The organism is Pseudomonas migulae NBRC 103157, from assembly GCF_002091715.1.
Taxonomy (GTDB): Bacteria; Pseudomonadota; Gammaproteobacteria; order Pseudomonadales; family Pseudomonadaceae; genus Aquipseudomonas; species Aquipseudomonas migulae_A.
The window spans coordinates 1-20228 of the sequence record NZ_BDAG01000029.1 but is presented as its reverse complement, the minus strand read 5'-3'; the positions used below and the strand labels follow the sequence as shown (position 1 = coordinate 20228).

Sequence of the window (20228 nt, the reverse complement as noted above, 5' to 3'; positions counted from 1 at the left end):
AGTACGGTCAGGGAAGATAAATCGCAGGCAACAAAAAAGCAGCCCGTAGGCTGCTTTTTTCTGCATCGGAAGCTGGACTTAAGCCAGTTTTTCCTTGATGCGAGCTGCTTTACCGGACAGGTCACGCAGGTAGTACAGCTTGGCTTTACGTACGTCACCGCGACGTTTAACGGCCATGCTGTCGATTTGCGGGCTGTAGGTCTGGAAAGTACGCTCTACGCCAACACCGTTGGAGATTTTACGAACGGTGAAAGCACTGTTTACGCCGCGGTTACGCTTGGCGATAACAACACCTTCGAACGCTTGCAGACGCGAACGGTCGCCTTCCTTCACTTTCACCTGAACGACAATGGTGTCGCCCGGGGCAAAGGTAGGGATCTCTTTGGTCATCTGCTCTGCTTCGAGTGCAAGGATGATTTTGTTAGTCATGCTGTGCTCCTAAGGTAAATCGTCGGATCTACCATCGATACGTTGTTAACTATCGTCCCGCTCGCGGATGTATTCCTCGAGCAGCTTCTTCTCTTCTCCAGAAAGCGAGCGGCTTTCCAGAAGATCGGCGCGTCGTTCAAAGGTCCTACCAAGGGACTGCTGTAAACGCCAACGCCGGATGTGCGCGTGATTGCCACTTAGCAATACGTCGGGAACACGCTGATCCGCATACACCTCCGGTCGGGTGTAGTGCGGGCAATCCAGCAAACCATCCGTAAAGGAATCTTCCTCGGCGGAGTCCGCATGCCCTAAAGCTCCAGGCAGCAGTCGTGTAACCGCATCGATCAGGACCATCGCCGGCAGCTCGCCGCCAGACAGTACATAGTCGCCAATCGACCACTCTTCATCGACATGAGCATCAATAAAACGCTCGTCAATGCCTTCATAGCGGCCGGCAATCAGGATCAATGCATCCAGATTCGCCAACTCGCGTACCGCCGACTGAGTCAGTTGACGGCCTTGGGGGGACAGGTAAATCACCTTCGCCGCCTCCCCGGCTGCTGCCTTGGCCTGAACCAGAGCATCTTCCAGGGGCTTGATCTTCATCACCATGCCCGGGCCACCGCCAAATGGGCGATCGTCCACAGTGTGATGTCGATCCGTCGTGTAGTCTCGCGGATTCCAACAGGTGAGCTGCAAGAGCCCCTGTTTCACCGCCCGACTGGTGATGCCGTACTCGCTGATGGCGGAGAACATCTCGGGAAACAAACTGATCACTTCTACGCGCAAGTTAGCCACGTTTAGAAGTCCGCGTCCCAATCCACCTTCATCTCGCCTGCTGCCAGGTCGATGGCCAACACGCATTGCTCCGTATAGGGCAACAGGCGTTCGCGATCATCCAGGCTGCCAGCGCAAGGCTTGACCACCATGACATCGTTCGAGCCAGTCTCCAGCAGGTGATCGATCTTCCCGAACAGTTGCCCGAGGGTGTCGATAACCTTGAGACCTTCCAGCTGGTACCAGTAGTACTCGCCGTCGGTCAGTTCCGGGAACAGGTTGCGCGGCACGCAGATCTCATAACCGGCCAGAAGACGAGCTTCTTCACGATCATCGAGGTCCTTGAGCTTTGCGACCAGGAACTTGTCATTCCCGCGTCCGCTGACCAGCTCTACCTGCTTTACATTGCCGTCACGCTTGAGCGTCCAGGTTTTGTAGTCCAGCAGGTTCTTGATTGGATCAGTAAAGGAATACACCTTCACTTCGCCGCGAACGCCATGAACAGAATAAATTTTGCCGATAACGATCAAATCATCAGCAACAGCTGGCGTCGCGTTCATATTGCTCAGGCCGCAGCCTTAGCAGATTCCTTCAACAACTGAGCAACGCGCTCAGAAGGCTGTGCACCAACGCTCAGCCAGTAGGCTACGCGCTCTTGGTTCACGGACAGACGAACTTCTTGACCACGAGCAACAGGGTTGAAGAAACCAACCTGTTCCTTGTGCGAACCGTCGCGCGGGTTGCGGCTGTCGGTTACGGTCAAGTGGTAAAACGGGCGCTTTTTGGAGCCGCCAAGGGCAAGACGGATTGTTAGCATGTGAACATCGTTCCTGTAGTCGGTGCTGCAAATCTAAAGGCACAGCGGGCATAGGTGCCCGAAAGGCCGCATATTCTAAGGAATATCCGGACTTTTGCAAATGACTTTTTCCGGCGGTCTATCGGCCGCCATCCAGATTTGCTATAGAGCCGTCGTTGAAAACGGCCAGTCAGCTCCCGCCAAGCGCGGGTTTGCTGGAGATCCCGCATCCCTGCGGGTCTGCGCCGACATGACTGCCGGCGCGGATTCTTTACATTTTCGGCATGCCGCCGCCGGGCAACATACCGCCCATGCCGCGCATCATTTTGGCCATTCCGCCTTTCGCGGAGAACTTCTTCATCATCTTTTGCATCTGCTTGTGCTGCTTGATCAAGCGACCGATGTCCTGCACCTGGGTGCCGGAACCCATGGCGATCCGGCGCTTGCGTGAACCGCTGATCATCTCAGGGTCGCGGCGCTCGGCCGGGGTCATGGAGTTGATGATGGCTTCCATCTGCTTGAATTGTTTCTCTGCCGCGCCCTGGGCATTGCCCATTTGCGCCAGGTTCACGCCGCCGATGTTCGGCAGTTTGTCCATGAGGCCACCAAGGCCGCCCATGTTCTTCATCTGTTGCAGCTGATCGCGGAAGTCTTCGAGATCGAAGCCCTTACCTTTTTTCAGCTTCTTGGCCAGTTTGTCGGCCTTGTCCTTGTCGAGGGTCGCTTCTGCCTGCTCGATCAGGCTGAGCACGTCGCCCATGCCGAGGATGCGTGACGCGATACGCTCAGGGTGGAACGGTTCGAGCGCTTCGCTCTTCTCGCCCATACCGATGAACTTGATCGGCTTGCCGGTGATGGCGCGAACCGACAGCGCGGCACCGCCACGGGCATCACCGTCGACCTTGGTCAGGATCACACCGGTCAGCGGCAGTGCATCACCGAAGGCCTTGGCCGTGTTGGCGGCGTCCTGACCGGTCATGGCGTCGACCACGAACAGCGTTTCGACCGGGTTGATCGCGGCGTGCAGCGCCTTGATCTCGCCCATCATCTCTTCGTCGATGTGCAGGCGACCGGCGGTATCGACGATGACCACATCAATAAACTTGAGCTTTGCTTCTTTAATAGCCGCTTGCGCGATCTCGACCGGCTTCTGGCTCAGGTCGGACGGGAAGAAGGTCACGCCCACTTCACCCGCGAGCATTTCCAGCTGCTTGATCGCCGCAGGACGGTAAACGTCCGCGGACACGACCATGACCGACTTCTTCTTGCGCTCTTTAAGGAAGCGCGCAAGTTTACCGGCGGTGGTGGTTTTACCCGCGCCCTGCAAACCGGCCATCAATACGACGGCAGGCGGGACGGCGCTCAGGTTCAGGTCTTCGTTTGCCGCGCCCATCAGGCTTTCGAGTTCGGCCTGGACGATCTTCACGAAGGCCTGGCCCGGCGTCAGGCTGCGCGACACCTCGGTGCCGACGGCGCGTTCCTTGACCGAGTTGACGAAGTCTTTGACGACCGGCAAGGCGACGTCGGCTTCGAGCAACGCCATGCGCACTTCGCGCAGGGTGTCTTTGATGTTGTCCTCGGTCAGCTTGGCCTTGCCGGTGACATGGCGCAGCGTCTGCGAGAGACGGTCGGTTAAGTTTTCAAACATTGCGCGATCCTTTCAGGCCCTGTGTAGACCGGGATAATGGCGGCCCAGACCGGAATCAACATGTGCTCGGCGAGCCTGCGGCGTGGGCAGGTCGCGGATTATAGCGAAGACTGTGACTGGCGGACACCTCGCACTTTCGTGGTGTGTGGGTTCTATGCCAAACTCAGCGCCTTTCGGGCTTGCCTAACAGGATTTATGCTCCCCTTGTCACCCAGTTTGCTGACTACCCTCGCCGCCGCCTTCTTATACGCCGCTGCGACTATCTATCAGGGCACTCGCCTGGCCACCGGCGCCAAGGCGAACAAACGCCTGCTGGTCACGCTCGGCGTGTTGGCCGTGCTGGCTCACAGCGCCAGCCTGTTCACCCATCTGCTGACGCCCATCGGCCTGGGCCTGGATTTCTTCAGTGCCGCCAGCCTGATCGCCGCTGCGGTCATCGCCCTGACCCTGCTGGCCTGCTCGCGGATTCCGGTGGAAAACCTGCTGATATTACTGTTCCCGCTGGGTGCCGCGACCGTGCTACTGGCGCAGTTCGCCCCGGCCGGCACGGTGCAGATCATCGATGAAGAGCCGGGCATCCTTGCGCACATCCTGCTGTCGATCCTCGCGTATGGCATGTTCACCATCGCGGTGTTCCAGGCCTTGCTGCTGCTGGTTCAGGACCATCAACTCAAGCACAAGCATCCGTCCGGGCTGATCAAGAACTTCCCGCCGCTGCAAACCATGGAAAGCCTGCTGTTCGGTTTCCTCTGGGCCGGCTGGACGCTGTTGTCGCTGTCACTGATCTCTGGCTGGCTGTTTGTCGACAACCTGTTCGCCCAGCACCTGGTGCACAAAACCCTGCTGGCGTGCCTGGCCTGGATCGTCTTCAGCGTGCTGCTCTGGGGTCGTAACCGCCTCGGCTGGCGCGGACACAAGGCCATTCGCTGGACCCTCGCCGGTTTCTGCCTGCTGATGCTGGCGTATTTCGGCAGCAAGCTGGTCCGTGAATACATCCTGCACATCTGACGGGCGGCATTAATGGACGACTTGCCCATAGGGCCGATGCTCGCTGTAGTGGCCCTGTTGATTTTATGGTCGGGGCTGTTTACCGCCATCGAGGCGGCGCAGCAGCACTTGCTGGCCCAACGCACGGCCTCGCGCTCCAGCGACAAGCCGGTGGCGAAGCTGAGTTTTCCGCTCAACAGCCTGATTCTCTGTAACACCCTGTGCCGCGCACTGGTGGTAGTCATCAGCACTTTGCTGGCGATTTTCACCTGGGCCGAAAATGGTCCATGGGCGGCTTGCCTCGGCGCCGGCGTGATTCTGCTGGTGTTCGCCGACTATCTGCCGCGCACCCTCGCCGCTCGCTACCCTGACGCGATCCTGTCCCTGGGCAACACCCTGCTTGGCGCCCCCCTGAAAATCATTTACCCGGCCGCCTGGCTGCTCAACGGCATCAGCCAGTTGCTGATGCGACCGTTTGCCCGCAAGGCCAATGTGGTGCAGCAGAGCGAAGACGAGACGCCGAATGATCGGCGCGACGACCTTGAACAGTCTGTCTGTCGCCCGCATCCGGTGTCGGGCATCCACGCGCTGGACAACATCACAGTCAACGACATTCTGGTGCCGCGCAGTGATGTCGACGGGATCAACCTCGACGACTCGATCGAAGAAATCCTCGAACAGCTTCGCGCCAATCGGCGCACGCGCCTGCCGGTTTTCCACAGCGACATCAATCAGGTCGAAGCAGTGCTCAACACCCGGCAGATCCGCCATCTGCTGCCCGATGGCCAGCTGACCCGCGAAGCGCTGCTGGCCGCATGTCACGATCCGTACTTCGTACCGGAAAGCACCCCGCTGCAACTGCAATTACTGAATTTCCACAAGCAGCAGCGGCGCCTGGGCATGGTGGTCGACGAGTACGGCGAAGTGCTGGGCATCGTGACCCTGGAAGACATTCTTGAAGAAATCGTCGGCGAATTCGAAAGCCAGCACAGCCTGGACAACCCGCACATCCATCCGCAGGCCGATGGACGCCTGGTGATCGATGGGGCAGCGTCGATACGCGACCTGAACAAAAGCCTCGGCTGGCACTTGCCCAGCGATGGCCCGAAAACCCTTAACGGGCTGGTGACCGAGGCGCTGGAGACGATTCCGGACAGCGCGGTGTGCCTGAAGATCGGGCGTTATCGGCTGGAAATCCTGGAGACGGAAGACAATCGCGTTACTCGCGTGTTGATCTGGCATACAGCTGCGACACACACAACTGTCTGACCACCCCATTCTGCAGGAGCCGCCCGCAGCAAGCCGGCTCCTACAAAAAGCCGCATCGACCATGGCATAATCGATCCCGCTTACCCAAGCCCCGCCCCACCCCCGTGCTACCCGCACTCCGCTTCAAACCCACATCCCTGGGTGTTCAACCATAATAATTCGCTCCACTGGGGCACATGACTGTCAGGGATAACCGCATGACGACCAGCACGACTTATACCGAAACCATGCCCGCGCAACCGACGAACTCCGCCACCCGAGTGGCCACCGCGAGTTTCATCGGCACCGCCATCGAGTTCTACGACTTCTACGTGTATGCCACTGCCGCTGCGCTGGTGATCGGCCCGGTGTTCTTTCCGCAGACCTCCGGCACCGCCCAGATGCTGTCGGCATTTCTCACCTTCGGCATCGCCTTCCTCGCTCGGCCGCTGGGCTCGGCGCTGTTCGGCCATTTCGGTGACCGCATCGGGCGCAAATCGACTCTGGTCGCCTCCTTGCTGCTGATGGGCGTGTGCACCACGCTGATCGGCGTGCTGCCGGGTTATGACAGCATCGGGGCCTGGGCGCCGATCCTGCTGTGCGTGCTGCGCTTCGGCCAGGGTTTGGGCCTGGGCGGCGAATGGGGCGGTGCGGCATTGCTGGCGACGGAGAATGCGCCCAAGGGCAAGCGCGCCTGGTTCGGCATGTTTCCGCAACTCGGCCCTTCGATTGGCTTTCTCGCCGCCAATGGTTTGTTCCTGACGCTGGCGATGACGCTGGACGACGAACAGTTCCGTTCGTGGGGCTGGCGGATTCCGTTCCTGCTCAGCGCCGCGCTGGTGATGGTCGGCCTGTACGTGCGCCTCAAGCTGCACGAAACTCCGGTGTTCGCCAATGCCATGGCCCGTCAGGAACGGGTGAAGATCCCGCTGGTCGAGCTGTTCAGCCAGTATTGGGCGCCGATGCTGCTGGGCGCCGGTTCGATGGTGGTGTGCTATGCGCTGTTCTACATCTCGACGGTGTTTTCACTGAGTTACGGCGTGTCGACGCTGGGCTACACCCGCGAAACCTTCCTCGCGCTGCTGTGCTTCGCCGTGCTGTTCATGGCCGCTGCGACGCCGTTGTCGGCCTGGGCCAGTGACCGTTATGGGCGCAAACCGGTGCTGATCATCGGTGGCGTGCTGGCGATTCTGTCCGGGTTCTTGATGGAACCGCTGCTGACCCAGGGTTCGACCTGGGGCGTGGCGCTGTTCCTGTGCATCGAGTTGTTTCTGATGGGCGTGACGTTCGCACCGATGGGTGCGCTGCTGCCGGAGCTGTTTCCGACACACGTGCGCTATACCGGCGCATCAGCAGCCTACAACCTGGGCGGAATTGTCGGAGCCTCGGCGGCGCCGTTCTTCGCGCAGAAGCTGGTGGCGATGGGCGGCTTGAGTTATGTCGGCGGGTATGTGTCCGGGGCGGCGGTGCTGAGTCTGATTGCGGTGCTGTGCCTGAAGGAGACGCGGCATAACGATTTGAATCGGGTGGCCTGATAGATCGAATCGCCAGCAAGCCGGCTCCTACAAGGTTGATGCGTGACCTGGAAATCATGCGGACCTGTAGGAGCCGGCTTGCTGGCGATGCTTTTAAAGCTCTACAACGACAGCCTGAGAAGCACGGGTTGCTTTAGCCCGGGCAGCCTCGATCGACTCATCCCGCGCCAGCGCCACACCCATCCGGCGCTGACCATTCACCTCAGGCTTGCCAAACAGACGCAACGCCGTGTCCGGCTCGCTCAACGCAGCGCCCAGATTCGCGAAAGCCGTTTGGGTCGACTGCCCTTCCACCAGAATCACCGCCGAAGCCGAAGGCCCGAACTGACGGATCAACGGAATCGGCAGGCCCAGAATCGCCCGCGCGTGCAGCGCGAATTGCGACAGGTCCTGAGAAATCAGGGTCACCAGGCCGGTGTCATGCGGACGCGGCGAGACTTCGCTGAACCACACCTGATCGCCTTTGATGAACAGCTCGACCCCAAACAGACCACGACCGCCCAAGGCTTCAGTGACCGCTTTGGCCACGCGCTCGGATTCCGCCAAGGCAACCGGGCTCATGGCTTGAGGCTGCCAGGATTCCTGGTAGTCGCCCTTCTCCTGACGGTGACCGACCGGCGCGCAGAATGTGGTGCCGCCGACGTGACGCACGGTCAGCAGGGTGATTTCGTAGTCGAAGTCGATGAAACCTTCGATGATCACGCGACCTTTACCGGCGCGACCGCCTTCTTGTGCATAATCCCACGCGGTTTTCACATCATCGACGCTGCGCAGCAGGCTCTGACCCTTGCCCGACGAACTCATGACCGGCTTGACCACGCATGGGAATCCCAGGTCCTGAACGGCCTTGCTGTAATCCTCGAACGTATCGGCGAAGTGGTACGGCGAGGTCGGCAGGTCCAGCTCTTCAGCGGCCAGACGCCGGATGCCTTCACGGTTCATGGTCAGCTGCGCGGCACGCGCGGTCGGGATCACGGTGAAACCTTCGGCTTCCAGTTCGACCAGGGTCGCGGTGGCGATGGCTTCGATTTCCGGCACGATGAAATGCGGCTTCTCGGCTTCGATCACCGCACGCAGGGCGGCGCCGTCGAGCATGTTGATCACGTGGCTGCGGTGGGCCACTTGCATGGCCGGTGCGTTGGCGTAACGGTCGACGGCAATCACTTCAACGCCCAGGCGTTGCAGCTCGATCACCACTTCCTTGCCCAACTCACCACAGCCACACATCAATACGCGGGTCGCGGTTGGCGACAATGGAGTTCCGATACGGGTCATCTCAGGTCCTCAAAGGAGCGGATCAACGAGGGATGCGACGCCGTGCGCGCTTCCCATGGGGAGAAAGCGCGGCATTTTACATGAACCTGAGGGTTTGGCTTCAGCCGGCGACAGCCTGTTTGCGCAAGCGCCACGCCATGATCAACCACACAGCCGTTACGCCGGCGAACTTCGAGCCCATGGCGGTGAGGATCACGGCCGGAGTGAAAGCGTCGATCATGCCGAAGAAGATGAAGGTATCGAGGGGAATGCTCAGGGCCGAACTTATCCACAGGCGGTCGTGCAGCGGACGTTTGGTGATACTGAACACCAGCCAGTCGATGCACTCGGACACCGCGAACGCCGTGGCGCTGGCCAGCGCGATGGAAGGATCGGACGTGACGTAGGACAACACCAGCGCTGCCAGCATGGCCGCGATCGCGCCATGGCCGAAGCGGGTTTGCACCATGTCGCGCAAAACGAACACCAAACCGCCCCAGGCGGACCAGATGACGTCCAGGTGCGGTGCGGTAGAGAAGGCGTAATTGATCAGCACGACGCTGCTGATGTAGGCGATCAGGAAGAGCATGGGGCGGGGGGATACCTGGCAATTTGGTGTGCAGGGTACTTTAGAGAAAGCCGTGGTGTCAGTGCTGACGCCTTCGCGAGAAAGCCCGCTCCCACATTTGATTGATGCTGCTCACCTATTTGGTGATCGACACTGAGCCAATGTGGGAGCGGGCTTGCTCGCGAAGGCCGCACCTCAATTATCCGATTTTGCCCCAATCATCCAGAGCAACCCGCTGGACTTGGCCCTTTCATGACACAACCCCAGCACCTTGCGGCGCTCTTCGTTATCCATCCGGCTCCAGCGCGTGATCTCTTCCACTGTGCGCTGACACCCGGTGCAAATGTCATCGTCGTCCAGCGCACAGATATTCACACAGGGCGATAGGACCGGGCGTTCTGGCGTGCTCATGCTTCCTGCTCGACCAGATCGCGGGCATAACGCTGCGAGTTATGCACATAGTGCGCGGCGCTGGCCTCCAGCATTTTCTTTTGCGGTTCGGTCAACTCACGGACCACCTTGCCCGGCGAACCCATGACCAGCGAACCGTCCGGAATTTCCTTGCCCTCACCGATCAGCGAGTTGGCGCCGATGATGCAGTTCTTGCCGATCTTCGCGCCGTTGAGGATCACCGCGTTAATGCCGATCAGGCTGTAATCACCGACGGTACAGCCGTGAAGCATGGCGTTGTGGCCGATGGTCACGCCAGTGCCGATGGTCAGCGGGTAGCCCATGTCGGTGTGCATCACGGTGCCGTCCTGGACGTTGCTGTTCTTGCCGATCAGGATCAGCTCGTTGTCGCCACGCAGCACCGCGTTGAACCAGACGTTGGCACCCTCTTCCAGTTTGACCTTGCCCACCAGCACGGCATTGGGGGCGACCCAGCTCTGCGGATGGGTCTCGACACGGGCGTCGCCCAGGCGGTATTTCATCGTGTAGTCCTCAAGGCCAGGCAGGCTCACTGGTAAAAAAGCGGCTCTCACGCCATACGAACGATGGCTTCAGGTGTTGATAAAACTCTTGGGGGGCTGGTGCAGGCTGATCCCGGCGTCATAGAGCAGGTTGATCAACTCGACGATCATGATCGCCGTCAGGCCCCAGATCTTGTATTCGCCATAACGATAACTCGGTACATACCAACTGCGCCCCTGATAATCGATGCGATGGGTATGTTCGCGTGGGTCCATGCGGAAGAACTCCAAGGGAACGCTAAACACCGCAGCGATCTCGGCGTCGTTGGCCAGATACTCGACGAAATCCGGAATCACACCGACATATGGCGTGACCTTGATGCCGTGCAGGGAGATCAGCGGGCTCAAGGGGCCGATCACTTCGACCAGCCCGGGCGGCAGGCCGATTTCTTCCTCGGCTTCGCGCAAGGCGGTAAAAATCAGGTCCGGGTCTTCAGGATCCCGTCGTCCGCCAGGGAAGGCGACTTCACCGCCATGGGTCGAGAGCCCGCTGGCGCGCAGGGTCAAAACCAGTTCCGGTTCATCACTGCGGGTGATGGGCACCAGTACCGCGGCCTCAGGGAAACGCTTGTCGGTTTCCAGTGTGCGTGGGGTGTGGTTGCTTACTCGATGCAGTAGCTCGTCCAGCATGAGTCTTCTCGATTTATTCTCTACCTCGCATCATGCACCAATCACACCGACCGCCCAACCCCCGAACTGCCGCGTGTCGCGTGTCGCGAAACGACAACTTGCCGACAGACACCGACGCACGCCAAGATAGGTGCAGCATTCAGGAACCCAAGCATGAAATTTTGCAGTCAGTGCGGCAACCCGGTGACCCAACGTATTCCGGAAGGCGATTCGCGTCTGCGTTTTGTCTGTGACAGCTGTCACGCGATCCACTATCAGAACCCCAATATCGTCGCCGGCTGCGTGGCGACCTGGGGCTCGAAAGTGTTGCTATGTCGACGCGCCATCGAGCCACGGCTCGGTTACTGGACCCTGCCCGCCGGCTTCATGGAGAACGGCGAAACCATCGAGCAGGCGGCCATTCGCGAAACGGCTGAAGAAGCCTGTGCGCGGGTGCGCAACCTGAGCATCTATACGCTGATCGACGTGCCGCACATCAGTCAGGTGCATGTTTTCTTTCGCGCGGAGCTGGTGGACCTGGATTTTTCCGCCGGCCCCGAGAGCCTGGAAGTGGCACTTTTCGACGAAGCCGACATCCCGTGGTCCGACCTGGCTTTCCGCACGGTGGGCCGTACCTTAGAATGCTTCTTCGCTGACCGGCGGATCGAGGTCTACCCCGTGCGGTCCGAGTCGATCCCGCCGCTTGCTCAGCCTGCCATTACTTGATTTCAGTTTCGGAATTTTCGCAGACGTTAAAAGATCGCAGCCTGCGGCAGCTCCTACAATAAAATAGCCGCGACACCTTTCAGGGATATCGTTTCAATGCGCTGGTTGCTTGCCGTGTTTTGCTTGTCGTTCGTTGCCCTGTCACAGGCTTCCGTTGCGGAGACCCTGGACGGCAAAGTCATCGAAAAAGTCCTGGTTCTCAAATCCACCCACCAATTGCAATTGATCAAGGACGGCAAGCCGCTCAAGACCTATCGCATTTCCCTGGGCAAACGTCCCAAGGGGCCGAAACTGATGGAGGGGGACAAACGCACGCCGGAAGGTTTCTACTGGATCGACTGGCGCAAGACCAGCGACCGTTTCAACCTGGCGATGCACATTTCCTACCCGAACATCAGCGACTCCGCCCGCGCCCGCCGTGAAGGCGTCGAGCCTGGCAGCATGATCATGATCCACGGTACGCCGGACACCGAAGACACCCCTGAAGACCTGTTCCACACCCTGGACTGGACCGACGGCTGCATCGCCATGCGCAATATGGACATGCGTGAAATCTGGAACCTGGTGCCGGACGGCACGATGATCGAGATTCGCCCGTAAACCTGTAGCGAGGGAGCTTGCTCCCTCGCTACAAAAGTTATGTGCCGCTCTCTGGCTTCGTGTCTGACCGCTACCTTCGGTCGCCTTCGAAAAATAAATTCAAAAGATCGCAGCCTTCGGCAGCTCCTACAGGGTAGATACCATTCCCCCCCGCAGGAGCTGCCGAAGGCTGCGATCTTTGCTTTAAAAATCCTCGCCCCTAATACCACTTCAAACCGAAGAGCGTTTACGCCGCACAACAGGGCAGGCTTTCCCACGCCTTCAGCAAAGTACTGGTATTGACATGGTATTTAAGTGGTATTAGTTTTCGCTGCACCACCGGGCGACAACACTCCAATATCCGCATCGGACATCCCACATGAACGACCTCCAGGCCCTACGTCCTGACGACACCCAGCCCACGCCGTTGTACCTGCAACTGGCGCGCAATCTGGAAGCGGCGATCCATGCCGGCCAGTGGAAAGCCGAGCAGGCCATGCCGTCCGAGCGCAATCTGAGCGAACAGCTGGGCATCTCCCGCGTCACCGCTCGCAAGGCGCTGGAAGTGCTGTTCGAACAAGGCCTGATCCGCCGCAACCAAGGGTCCGGCACGTTCATCACCCCACGCCTGGAACAACCGCTGTCGCGCCTCTCGGGTTTCAGCGAAATGTTGCGGCTCAAGGGCTTCATCCCCGGCTCGCAATGGCTGGAGCGTGAAATCACCCCGCCGACCCACGAAGAACTGATCCGCCTCGGCCTGTCACCGAATGACAAGGTCGCCCGGCTCAAACGCCTGCGCAAAGCCGACGACACGGTGATGGCCATCGAGATGAGCACCCTGCCCGCCTCGATCATTCCCAGGCCGCAAGCAGTGGGCGACTCCCTTTACGAATACCTCGACGGCATCGGCAAACCGATCGTTCGCGCCTTGCAGCACATTCAGGCGATCAACGCCTCGGACGAATTCGCGGCGCTGGTGGGCATCGCCCCCGGCACCGCCATGTTGCTGATGACCCGGGTCGGCTACCTCGAAGACAACACACCGATCGAAGTCACCGACACCTATTGCCGCAACGACTACTACGACTTTGTCGCAGAGCTCCGAAGATAAAAGCTTCGTAGATAAAGCTTCGCGGCTAAAACCGAGACCCCATCATGTCCGAAGACAACATCCTCACCGCCGGCGGCTGGATACGCGGCCGGCTGATTCACGAACACGGCAAGGTCGTGTCGATCGAAGGCGTGCCTTGTGATCCGGCAGACAACGACCTGCCTTATCTGCTGCCAGGTTTCATCGACCTGCACGTTCACGGCGGCGGCGGCAAAGACATCATGGAAGGCGCGACAGCCTTCGAAACCATCACCCGAACCCACGTGCGTTTCGGCACGACTTCGTTGCTGGCCACCACCATGACCGCGCCGAGCGAAGAGATTTCGAGCGTGCTCAAAGCCGTCGGCGAATTCTGTGAGCGACGCCCCGGCGGCAGCGCCCGGGTACTCGGCGTGCACCTGGAAGGCCCCTACATCAACCCCGGAAAACTCGGTGCCCAACCGAATTTCGCCCACACCGCATTGATGGCCGAAGTCGAAGAATACCTGGCGCTGGCACCGATCCGAGTCATCACCATTGCCCCGGAAATCGCCGGTCATGACGCCTTGATCCGCGCCCTCAGTGCTCGTGGCGTGCGCATGCAAATCGGCCACACCCTCGGCAGTTATGAGGAAGGCGTGGCGGCGCTGAATGCCGGCGCGACCAGCTTCACCCACCTCTACAACGCCATGAGCCCGTTGCACCACCGCGAACCCGGCATCGTCGGCGCGGCGCTGGCCCATGCCAAATATGCGGAACTGATTCCGGATTTGCTACACGTGCACCCCGGTGCGATGCGTGTGGCCCTGCGGTCGATCCCGTGCCTGTATTGCGTCACCGATTCCACCGCCGCCGCCGGCATGCCCGACGGTGAATACAAGCTCGGCAGCCACACCGTGACCAAATGCCTGGGCGGCGTGCGCTTGCCCGACGGCACGCTGGCCGGCAGCACGCTGACCATGGATCAAGCCCTGCGCAATCTGGTGAAGATCGGTTTGCCGATCAGCGAGGCCTCACAACGTCTTTCGCAATTCCCCGCCGACTACCTCGGCCTCACTGAACGCGGACGCCTGCAACCCGGCGCCTGGGCCGACTGCGTGCGGCTTGATCGCTCACTCACACTGACCGCCGTCATGGTCGAAGGAGAAGACATTGACTTCAAAAATGCTTGATGAGGCGCTGTCCTCGTTCGAAGCCGTGCACGCGCAATTGCAGCAGCTCGACCCGCAGATGATTGAGATCGCCGGACGCCTGCGCCGTCAGCCGCCGCAAGTGGCGATGACTGTCGCTCGTGGCAGCTCCGACCATGCCGCCAGTTACTTTGCCTACCTGACCATGCAGCAACTCGGGATTCCCGTGGCGTCGATGCCGATGTCGGTGGTGACCATGCAGCAAGCGCCCTTGAAGGTCAGCGGGCAGGTGGCGTTCGCATTCTCGCAATCCGGGCAGAGTCCGGACCTGGTCAACAGCCTGCGTTTGCTGCGCAAGCGCGGCGCCTTGAGCATTGCCATGGTCAACGCCGAGAGCTCGCCGCTGGAAGCCGCGTGTGAGTTCAGCCTGCCGCTGTGCGCGGGGACGGAAAGCAGCGTCGCCGCGACCAAGAGTTTTATCGCCACCCTCAGTGCCAGTGCCCGCCTGATTGCACACTGGAAACAGGACGAGGCATTGCTGGAAGCCGGCCTTGCGCTGCCGGAAGGTCTGCGCGATGCCGCCCGACAGGACTGGAGCCTGGCCATTGATGCACTGCGCGATTGCCAACGGTTGATGGTGATCGGCCGTGGCGCCGGTTTTGCCATCGCCCAGGAAGCGGCACTCAAGTTCAAGGAAACCTCGGCGATCCAGGCTGAAGCCTTCAGCAGTGCCGAAGTCCGTCATGGGCCGATGGCGTTGATCAACGAAAACTATCCGCTGCTGGTGTTCGCCCCGCGCGGCGCCGAACAGGCGGGTTTGCTCAGCCTCGCCGCCGACATGCGCCAACGCGGCGCCCGTGTGTTGCTGGCCGCACCGGATGACATCGCCGAACGCGACCTCACCCTGACTCGCGCCGAACACCCGGCCCTTGACCCGATTCTGGCGATCCAGAGTTTCTATGTCATGGCCGCCGGTTTGGCAGTCGCTCGAGGCATGGACCCGGATCAACCACGGCATTTGAGCAAAGTGACCCGCACGCACTAAGCCCATAGCCACTGCCTACGGCGTTGATACGAACTGTTGTTTTTTAATGAGACCGAGCCATGCACAACAATAACAAAGAGCTGACCCTCAGCGCCCCGCTCAGCGGCCCGGTGCTCACGCTCGCCAAAGTCCCGGACCCGGTGTTCGCCAGCGGCGCCATGGGCGACGGCATCGCCATCGATCCGCTGAACGACACCCTTCATGCGCCATGCGCCGGTGTGGTGGTGCACGTCGCCCGCACCGGCCACGCCATCACCTTGCGCGCCGACAACGGTGCCGAACTGCTGCTGCACCTGGGCCTCGACACCGTCGAGTTGCAGGGCGAAGGCTTCTCGATGCTGGTCAAGGAAGGCGCGCGGGTCAGCAATGGCCAACCGTTGTTGCGCTATGACCTGGACAGGGTCGCGCAGCGGTGCAAAAGTCTGGTCAGCCTGATGATCCTGACCAACAGCCAGGACTTCCAGGCCCGGCCGATCACGCTGAAATCAATGAAAGTCGGCGAGCCGTTGCTGCACATCATTCGTCGGCAGGCGTCGGGGGCGCAGGCTGAGGCGGACCTGTCCGGGGAAGCGATTGTCGGGCACATTCGTATCGCTCATCGCGGTGGGCTTCATGCTCGCCCGGCAGCGCTGATTCGCCAGACCGCTCAGGGTTTCAAAAGCAAATCGCAGCTGCACTTCGCCGGTAAATCGGCGACCTGCGACAGCCTGATCGGGCTGATGGGCCTGGCCGTCGGCGAGCAGGATGAAGTGCAGGTCAGTTGCCAGGGCTCGGACGCCGAAGCGGCGCTGCAAGCCTTGTTGATCGCGTTATCCACGGCGCTGGCCGAAGCCCCTCACGCGGTCGCGCCAGCACCGGTTACCCGCTTCAACCGGACGGCTGAAGCGGGTGTGCTGCACGGTGTCTGCGCCGCGCCCGGGCTGGTCAGCGGGCCATTGTTTCGCTTGAATGCCATCAGCCTGCCGGCGGATGCCGGCAGCCACGACCCCGCACAACAACTGCACGCCCTCGATACCGCGCTGGCCGTCGTGCGCAGCGAAATCGGCAGCACCCTGGCCCAGGCCAAAAAGCACAAGCACACCGACGAAGAAGCGATCTTTGCCGCCCACCTCGCGCTGCTCGAAGACCCGGCGTTGCTGGATGCGGCGAACGCGTCCATCGACCGGGGCATGGCCGCGACGCACGCCTGGAGCCAGTCGATCGACCTGCAATGCGAGGTGCTTGCGCAACTCGGCAGCCCGCTGCTGGCCGAACGAGCCAACGACCTGCGCGACCTCAAGCAACGGGTGCTGCGCGCCTTGCTCGGCGAGACCTGGCACTACGACGTACCGGTCGGCGCCATCGTCGCTGCCCATGAACTGACCCCGTCCGATCTGCTGCAACTCAGTCAGCAAGGCGTCGCCGGTTTGTGCATGGCCGAGGGCGGCGCGACGTCCCACGTGGCGATTCTCGCTCGCGGCAAAGGCTTGCCGTGCATGGTCGCGCTGGGTTCGACACTGCTGGATCAGCAACAGGGGCAAGCGGTGGTGCTGGATGCCGACAGCGGTCGCCTGGAACTGCTGCCGACTGCCGAACGTTTGTCGCAAGTGCGCCAGGCACAACTCGACCATCAGCAGCGCCGCGCCGAACAACAAACCCAGGCACATCATCCGGCACTGACCCTCGACGGTTTGCACATTGAAGTCGCCGCCAATGTCGCTTCCAGCGCTGAAGCCGCCGATGCGTTGGCCCATGGCGCCGATGGCGTCGGCCTGCTGCGTACCGAGTTTCTGTTTGTGGATCGCAACACCGCACCGGACGAAGAAGAACAGCGCAGCGCCTATCAGGCCGTGCTCGACGCCATGGGCGACAAGTCGGTGATCATCCGCACCATCGACGTGGGTGGCGACAAGCAACTCGACTACTTGCCGCTCCCCGTCGAAGCCAATCCGGTGCTCGGTCTGCGCGGTATTCGCCTGGCGCAGGTCCGCCCGGAAATCCTCGATGAGCAACTGCGCGCGCTGCTGCACGTCAACCCGCTGTCGCGCTGCCGGATCCTGCTGCCGATGATCACCGAAGTCGACGAGCTGCTGCACATCCGCCAGCGCCTCGACGCCTTGTGTTCTGAACTTGGTGTGAGTGAACGCCCGGAGCTGGGGGTGATGATCGAAGTCCCGGCCGCCGCGTTGCTGGCCGAGCAACTGGCCGAGCATGCGGACTTCCTGTCCATCGGCACCAATGACTTGTCGCAATACACCCTGGCCATGGACCGCGACCACGCCGGCCTCGCGTCTCGCGTCGATGCGATGCACCCGGCGCTGCTGCGCTTGATTGCCCAGACTTGCGCCGGTGCGACCACGCATAAGCGTTGGGTCGGCGTGTGTGGCGCGCTTGCCTCCGATCCGCTGGCCACGCCGGTCCTGATTGGCCTGGGCGTCAGCGAGCTGTCGGTCAGCCCGGTGCAGGTCGGCGAAATCAAGGACCGCGTCCGTCACCTCGACGCCGCCGAATGCCGACGCATCAGCCAAAACCTGCTCAAGCTGAGCAGCGCCGCGGCGGTGCGTCATGCCTGTCACCAGCAATGGCCTCTGAGCTGAACAACAACAAAAAGAATCCAGGGAGATCCGCCATGTACCAATATTTCATCGAAGGCCTGCAACGCCTCGGCCGCGCGCTGATGCTGCCGATCGCGATCCTGCCGATTGCCGGCCTGCTGCTGCGCCTGGGTGACACCGACCTGCTGAACATCGCGATCATCCACGACGCCGGCCAGGTCATTTTCGCTAACCTGGCGATGATCTTTGCCATTGGCATCGCAGTCGGTTTCGCCAAGGACAACAACGGCACTGCCGGCCTCGCCGGGGTGATTGGCTACCTGGTGATGATCTCCACCCTCAAGGTGCTCGACGCGAGCATCAACATGGGCATGCTCGCCGGGATCGTCAGCGGCCTGATGGCCGGCGCGCTGTACAACCGTTTCAAGGACATCAAGCTCCCGGAATACCTGGCGTTCTTCGGCGGTCGGCGTTTCGTGCCGATTGTCACCGGGTTCGCCGCTGTCGGCCTGGGCGTGGTGTTCGGGTTGATCTGGCCACCGATCCAGCACGGCATCAACAGCTTCGGCACCTTGATGATGGAGAGCGGCAGCTTCGGCGCCTTTATCTTCGGCGTGTTCAACCGCCTGCTGATCGTCACCGGGCTTCACCACATCCTCAACAACATGGCGTGGTTCGTCTTCGGTAACTTCACCGACCCGACCACTGGCGCGGTCATCACCGGCGACTTGTCGCGCTACTTCGCCGGCGACCCGAAAGGCGGCCAGTTCATGACCGGCATGTTCCCGATGATGATCTTCGGCCTGCCCGCCGCATGCCTGGCGATGTACCGCAACGCCCTGCCGGAACGGCGCAAGGTCATGGGCGGGATCTTCCTGTCGATGGCGCTGACCTCCTTTCTGACCGGCGTGACTGAACCGATCGAATTCGCCTTCATGTTTCTCGCGCCGCTGCTGTATCTGCTGCATGCGCTGCTGACGGGCCTGTCGATGGCGATCACCAACCTGCTGAACATCCACCTCGGCTTTACCTTCTCCGGCGGCTTCATCGACATGATTCTCGGTTGGGGCAAATCCACCAATGGCTGGCTGGTGGTGCCGGTCGGGCTGGCGTATGCCGTGATCTATTACGCGGTGTTTGATTTCTGCATCCGTCGGTTCAATTTGAAAACGCCGGGCCGTGAAGAGGTCGCCACGGCCGAGAAAGCCGTGGTGCCTGAAAACGAACGGGCCGGGGCGTACATCAAGGCGCTCGGTGGCGCACAGAACCTGATTACCGTGGGCGCTTGCACTACGCGGCTGCGACTGGACATGGTGGATCGCAACAAGGCCAACGATGCCGAGCTTAAAGCGCTGGGGGCGATGGCCGTGGTGCGTCCGGGCAAGGGCGGAAGTTTGCAGGTGGTCGTCGGGCCGATGGCCGACAGCATTGCCGACGAGATCCGCTTGGCGATGCCGGCGCTGGGCCGCGCGCTGGTGTCCACACCACCGGCCACCATCGACACGGTTGCACCGGCCGCAGTGGCGACGCCGGAAGCACAGCAATGGCTGAATGCGTTGGGTGGCGGCGAAAATGTGTTGCAGATGGATTGCGTGGCCATGACCCGGATTCGTTTGCACCTGGCCGATGGCAAAGCGTTGTCGGAGTGTGATTTGAAAGCACTGGGTTGCCAGGGGGTCAGTCAGTTGGAGGGTGGCGTCTGGCACCTTTTGGTTGGCGACAAGGCAGCGAGTCTGAGTGACGCGCTGGAGGCGCTGGTCAATCGCAGTGAGGTGAGTGCCAAGGTTTAGGCCTTGGCTGCCTGAAAGGCCGTCATCGCCGGCAGCCGGTCTCGCTCCCACAGAGGCCGGGGGCGTCAGCGGAAATCGGGGCGGTTGGCAGGGCGTCATCGCCAGCAAGCCGGCGCCTGCGAGGTCTGCGTATAGCCGCGAGGATAGGTGGGCTGGCAGGCCGACTTCGCCAGCAAGCCGGCTCCTACGAGGTCTGCGTATTTCCGCGAGGACAGGTGGGCTGGCAGGCCGCCATCGCCAGCAAGCCGGCTCCTACGAGGTCAGCGTATTTCCGCGAGAATAGGTTGGTTGGCAGGGCGTCATCGCCAGCAAGCCGGCTCCTACGAGGTCAGCGTATTTCCGCGAGAATAGGTTGGTTGGCAGGGCGTCATCGCCAGCAAGCCGGCTCCTACGAGGTCAGCGTATAGCCGCGAGAACAGGTTGGCTGGCAGGCCGTCATCGCCAGCAAGCTGGCTCCTACAAGGTCAGCGTATTTCCGCGAAAATAGGTTGGTTGGCAGGGCGCCATCGCCA

20 protein-coding genes are annotated in these 20228 nt (G+C 61.0%); 10 read left to right on the top strand and 10 right to left on the bottom strand.

All coding sequences use genetic code 11. The features are described 5' to 3' along the window. Positions 1-78 precede the first annotated feature (78 nt). The 5 genes from rplS to ffh all read right to left on the bottom strand — a co-directional run bounded on the left by rplS (position 79) and on the right by ffh (position 3650). Positions 79-429, bottom strand: coding sequence for a 50S ribosomal protein L19 (gene rplS / locus PMI01S_RS20450; protein WP_003175895.1), 351 nt, complete (start codon positions 427-429; stop codon positions 79-81). Positions 430-474: 45 nt separating this feature from the next. Then, positions 475-1227: a tRNA (guanosine(37)-N1)-methyltransferase TrmD gene (gene trmD, locus PMI01S_RS20445; protein ID WP_007897583.1), complete on the bottom strand. Its 753-nt coding sequence runs from the start codon at positions 1225-1227 to the stop codon at positions 475-477. A gap of 2 nt (positions 1228-1229) precedes the next feature. Next, positions 1230-1766: a ribosome maturation factor RimM gene (gene rimM / locus PMI01S_RS20440; RefSeq protein ID WP_017340266.1), complete on the bottom strand. Its 537-nt coding sequence runs from the start codon at positions 1764-1766 to the stop codon at positions 1230-1232. 5 nt (positions 1767-1771) lie between these two features. Further along, positions 1772-2023: a 30S ribosomal protein S16 gene (gene rpsP / locus PMI01S_RS20435; RefSeq protein ID WP_003198088.1), complete on the bottom strand. Its 252-nt coding sequence runs from the start codon at positions 2021-2023 to the stop codon at positions 1772-1774. A gap of 250 nt (positions 2024-2273) precedes the next feature. Then, positions 2274-3650: a signal recognition particle protein gene (gene ffh, locus PMI01S_RS20430; protein ID WP_084321880.1), complete on the bottom strand. Its 1377-nt coding sequence runs from the start codon at positions 3648-3650 to the stop codon at positions 2274-2276. 195 nt (positions 3651-3845) lie between these two features. On the opposite strand from ffh, the gene PMI01S_RS20425 reads away from it, so the two are divergent. The 3 genes from PMI01S_RS20425 (at position 3846) to PMI01S_RS20415 (ending at position 7420) form a co-directional block, all read left to right on the top strand. Further along, positions 3846-4658, top strand: coding sequence for a cytochrome C assembly family protein (locus tag PMI01S_RS20425; protein ID WP_084321879.1), 813 nt, complete (start codon positions 3846-3848; stop codon positions 4656-4658). Positions 4659-4670: 12 nt separating this feature from the next. After that, positions 4671-5906 carry an HlyC/CorC family transporter gene (locus PMI01S_RS20420; RefSeq protein ID WP_084321878.1) on the top strand — a complete coding sequence of 412 codons (1236 nt, stop codon included), beginning with the start codon at positions 4671-4673 and terminating at the stop codon, positions 5904-5906. Between the two features lie 197 nt (positions 5907-6103). After that, positions 6104-7420: an MFS transporter gene (locus PMI01S_RS20415; protein ID WP_084321877.1), complete on the top strand. Its 1317-nt coding sequence runs from the start codon at positions 6104-6106 to the stop codon at positions 7418-7420. A 93-nt stretch (positions 7421-7513) separates the two neighbouring features. Here the strand turns inward: PMI01S_RS20415 and purT are convergent, their stop codons facing one another. From purT to PMI01S_RS20390, 5 genes are all read right to left on the bottom strand, one after another. Beyond that, on the bottom strand, positions 7514-8695 hold the full coding sequence (gene purT / locus PMI01S_RS20410) for a formate-dependent phosphoribosylglycinamide formyltransferase (protein WP_084321876.1): 1182 nt from the start codon (positions 8693-8695) through the stop codon (positions 7514-7516). Positions 8696-8795: 100 nt separating this feature from the next. After that, complete coding sequence (locus PMI01S_RS20405; RefSeq protein WP_084321875.1) at positions 8796-9263, bottom strand: 7-cyano-7-deazaguanine/7-aminomethyl-7-deazaguanine transporter; 468 nt, start codon at positions 9261-9263, stop codon at positions 8796-8798. A 174-nt stretch (positions 9264-9437) separates the two neighbouring features. Beyond that, positions 9438-9653 (bottom strand): DUF1289 domain-containing protein, encoded by a 216-nt coding sequence (locus PMI01S_RS20400; RefSeq protein WP_084321874.1) that lies wholly within the window; start codon positions 9651-9653, stop codon positions 9438-9440. Further along, the gene (locus PMI01S_RS20395) at positions 9650-10174 is read right to left on the bottom strand and encodes a gamma carbonic anhydrase family protein (RefSeq protein WP_084321873.1); all 525 of its coding nucleotides are present in this window, start codon (positions 10172-10174) and stop codon (positions 9650-9652) included. Before PMI01S_RS20395 ends, PMI01S_RS20400 begins: the two co-directional genes overlap by 4 nt. Positions 10175-10243: 69 nt before the next feature. Further along, a complete protein-coding gene (locus PMI01S_RS20390; protein WP_084321872.1) occupies positions 10244-10843 on the bottom strand; it encodes a CoA pyrophosphatase in 600 nt (199 codons plus the stop codon). Between the two features lie 153 nt (positions 10844-10996). Here PMI01S_RS20390 and PMI01S_RS20385 point away from each other — a divergent pair, with 153 nt between their 5' ends. The 7 genes from PMI01S_RS20385 (at position 10997) to nagE (ending at position 19716) form a co-directional block, all read left to right on the top strand. Further along, positions 10997-11548: an NUDIX hydrolase gene (locus PMI01S_RS20385; protein ID WP_084321871.1), complete on the top strand. Its 552-nt coding sequence runs from the start codon at positions 10997-10999 to the stop codon at positions 11546-11548. 96 nt (positions 11549-11644) lie between these two features. Next, positions 11645-12148: a L,D-transpeptidase family protein gene (locus PMI01S_RS20380; RefSeq protein WP_084321870.1), complete on the top strand. Its 504-nt coding sequence runs from the start codon at positions 11645-11647 to the stop codon at positions 12146-12148. Positions 12149-12506: 358 nt separating this feature from the next. Beyond that, positions 12507-13238, top strand: a complete 732-nt coding sequence (locus PMI01S_RS20375; protein ID WP_084321869.1) for a GntR family transcriptional regulator — start codon at positions 12507-12509, stop codon at positions 13236-13238. Between the two features lie 44 nt (positions 13239-13282). Further along, positions 13283-14389, top strand: coding sequence for an N-acetylglucosamine-6-phosphate deacetylase (gene nagA, locus PMI01S_RS20370; RefSeq protein WP_084321868.1), 1107 nt, complete (start codon positions 13283-13285; stop codon positions 14387-14389). After that, on the top strand, positions 14382-15392 hold the full coding sequence (locus PMI01S_RS20365; RefSeq protein WP_084321867.1) for an SIS domain-containing protein: 1011 nt from the start codon (positions 14382-14384) through the stop codon (positions 15390-15392). The genes nagA and PMI01S_RS20365 overlap by 8 nt, the downstream gene beginning before the upstream one ends. A gap of 59 nt (positions 15393-15451) precedes the next feature. Continuing rightward, on the top strand, positions 15452-17968 hold the full coding sequence (ptsP, locus tag PMI01S_RS20360; protein WP_084321866.1) for a phosphoenolpyruvate--protein phosphotransferase: 2517 nt from the start codon (positions 15452-15454) through the stop codon (positions 17966-17968). Positions 17969-18000: 32 nt separating this feature from the next. Further along, complete coding sequence (gene nagE, locus PMI01S_RS20355; RefSeq protein ID WP_084321865.1) at positions 18001-19716, top strand: N-acetylglucosamine-specific PTS transporter subunit IIBC; 1716 nt, start codon at positions 18001-18003, stop codon at positions 19714-19716. Positions 19717-20228 lie beyond the last annotated feature (512 nt).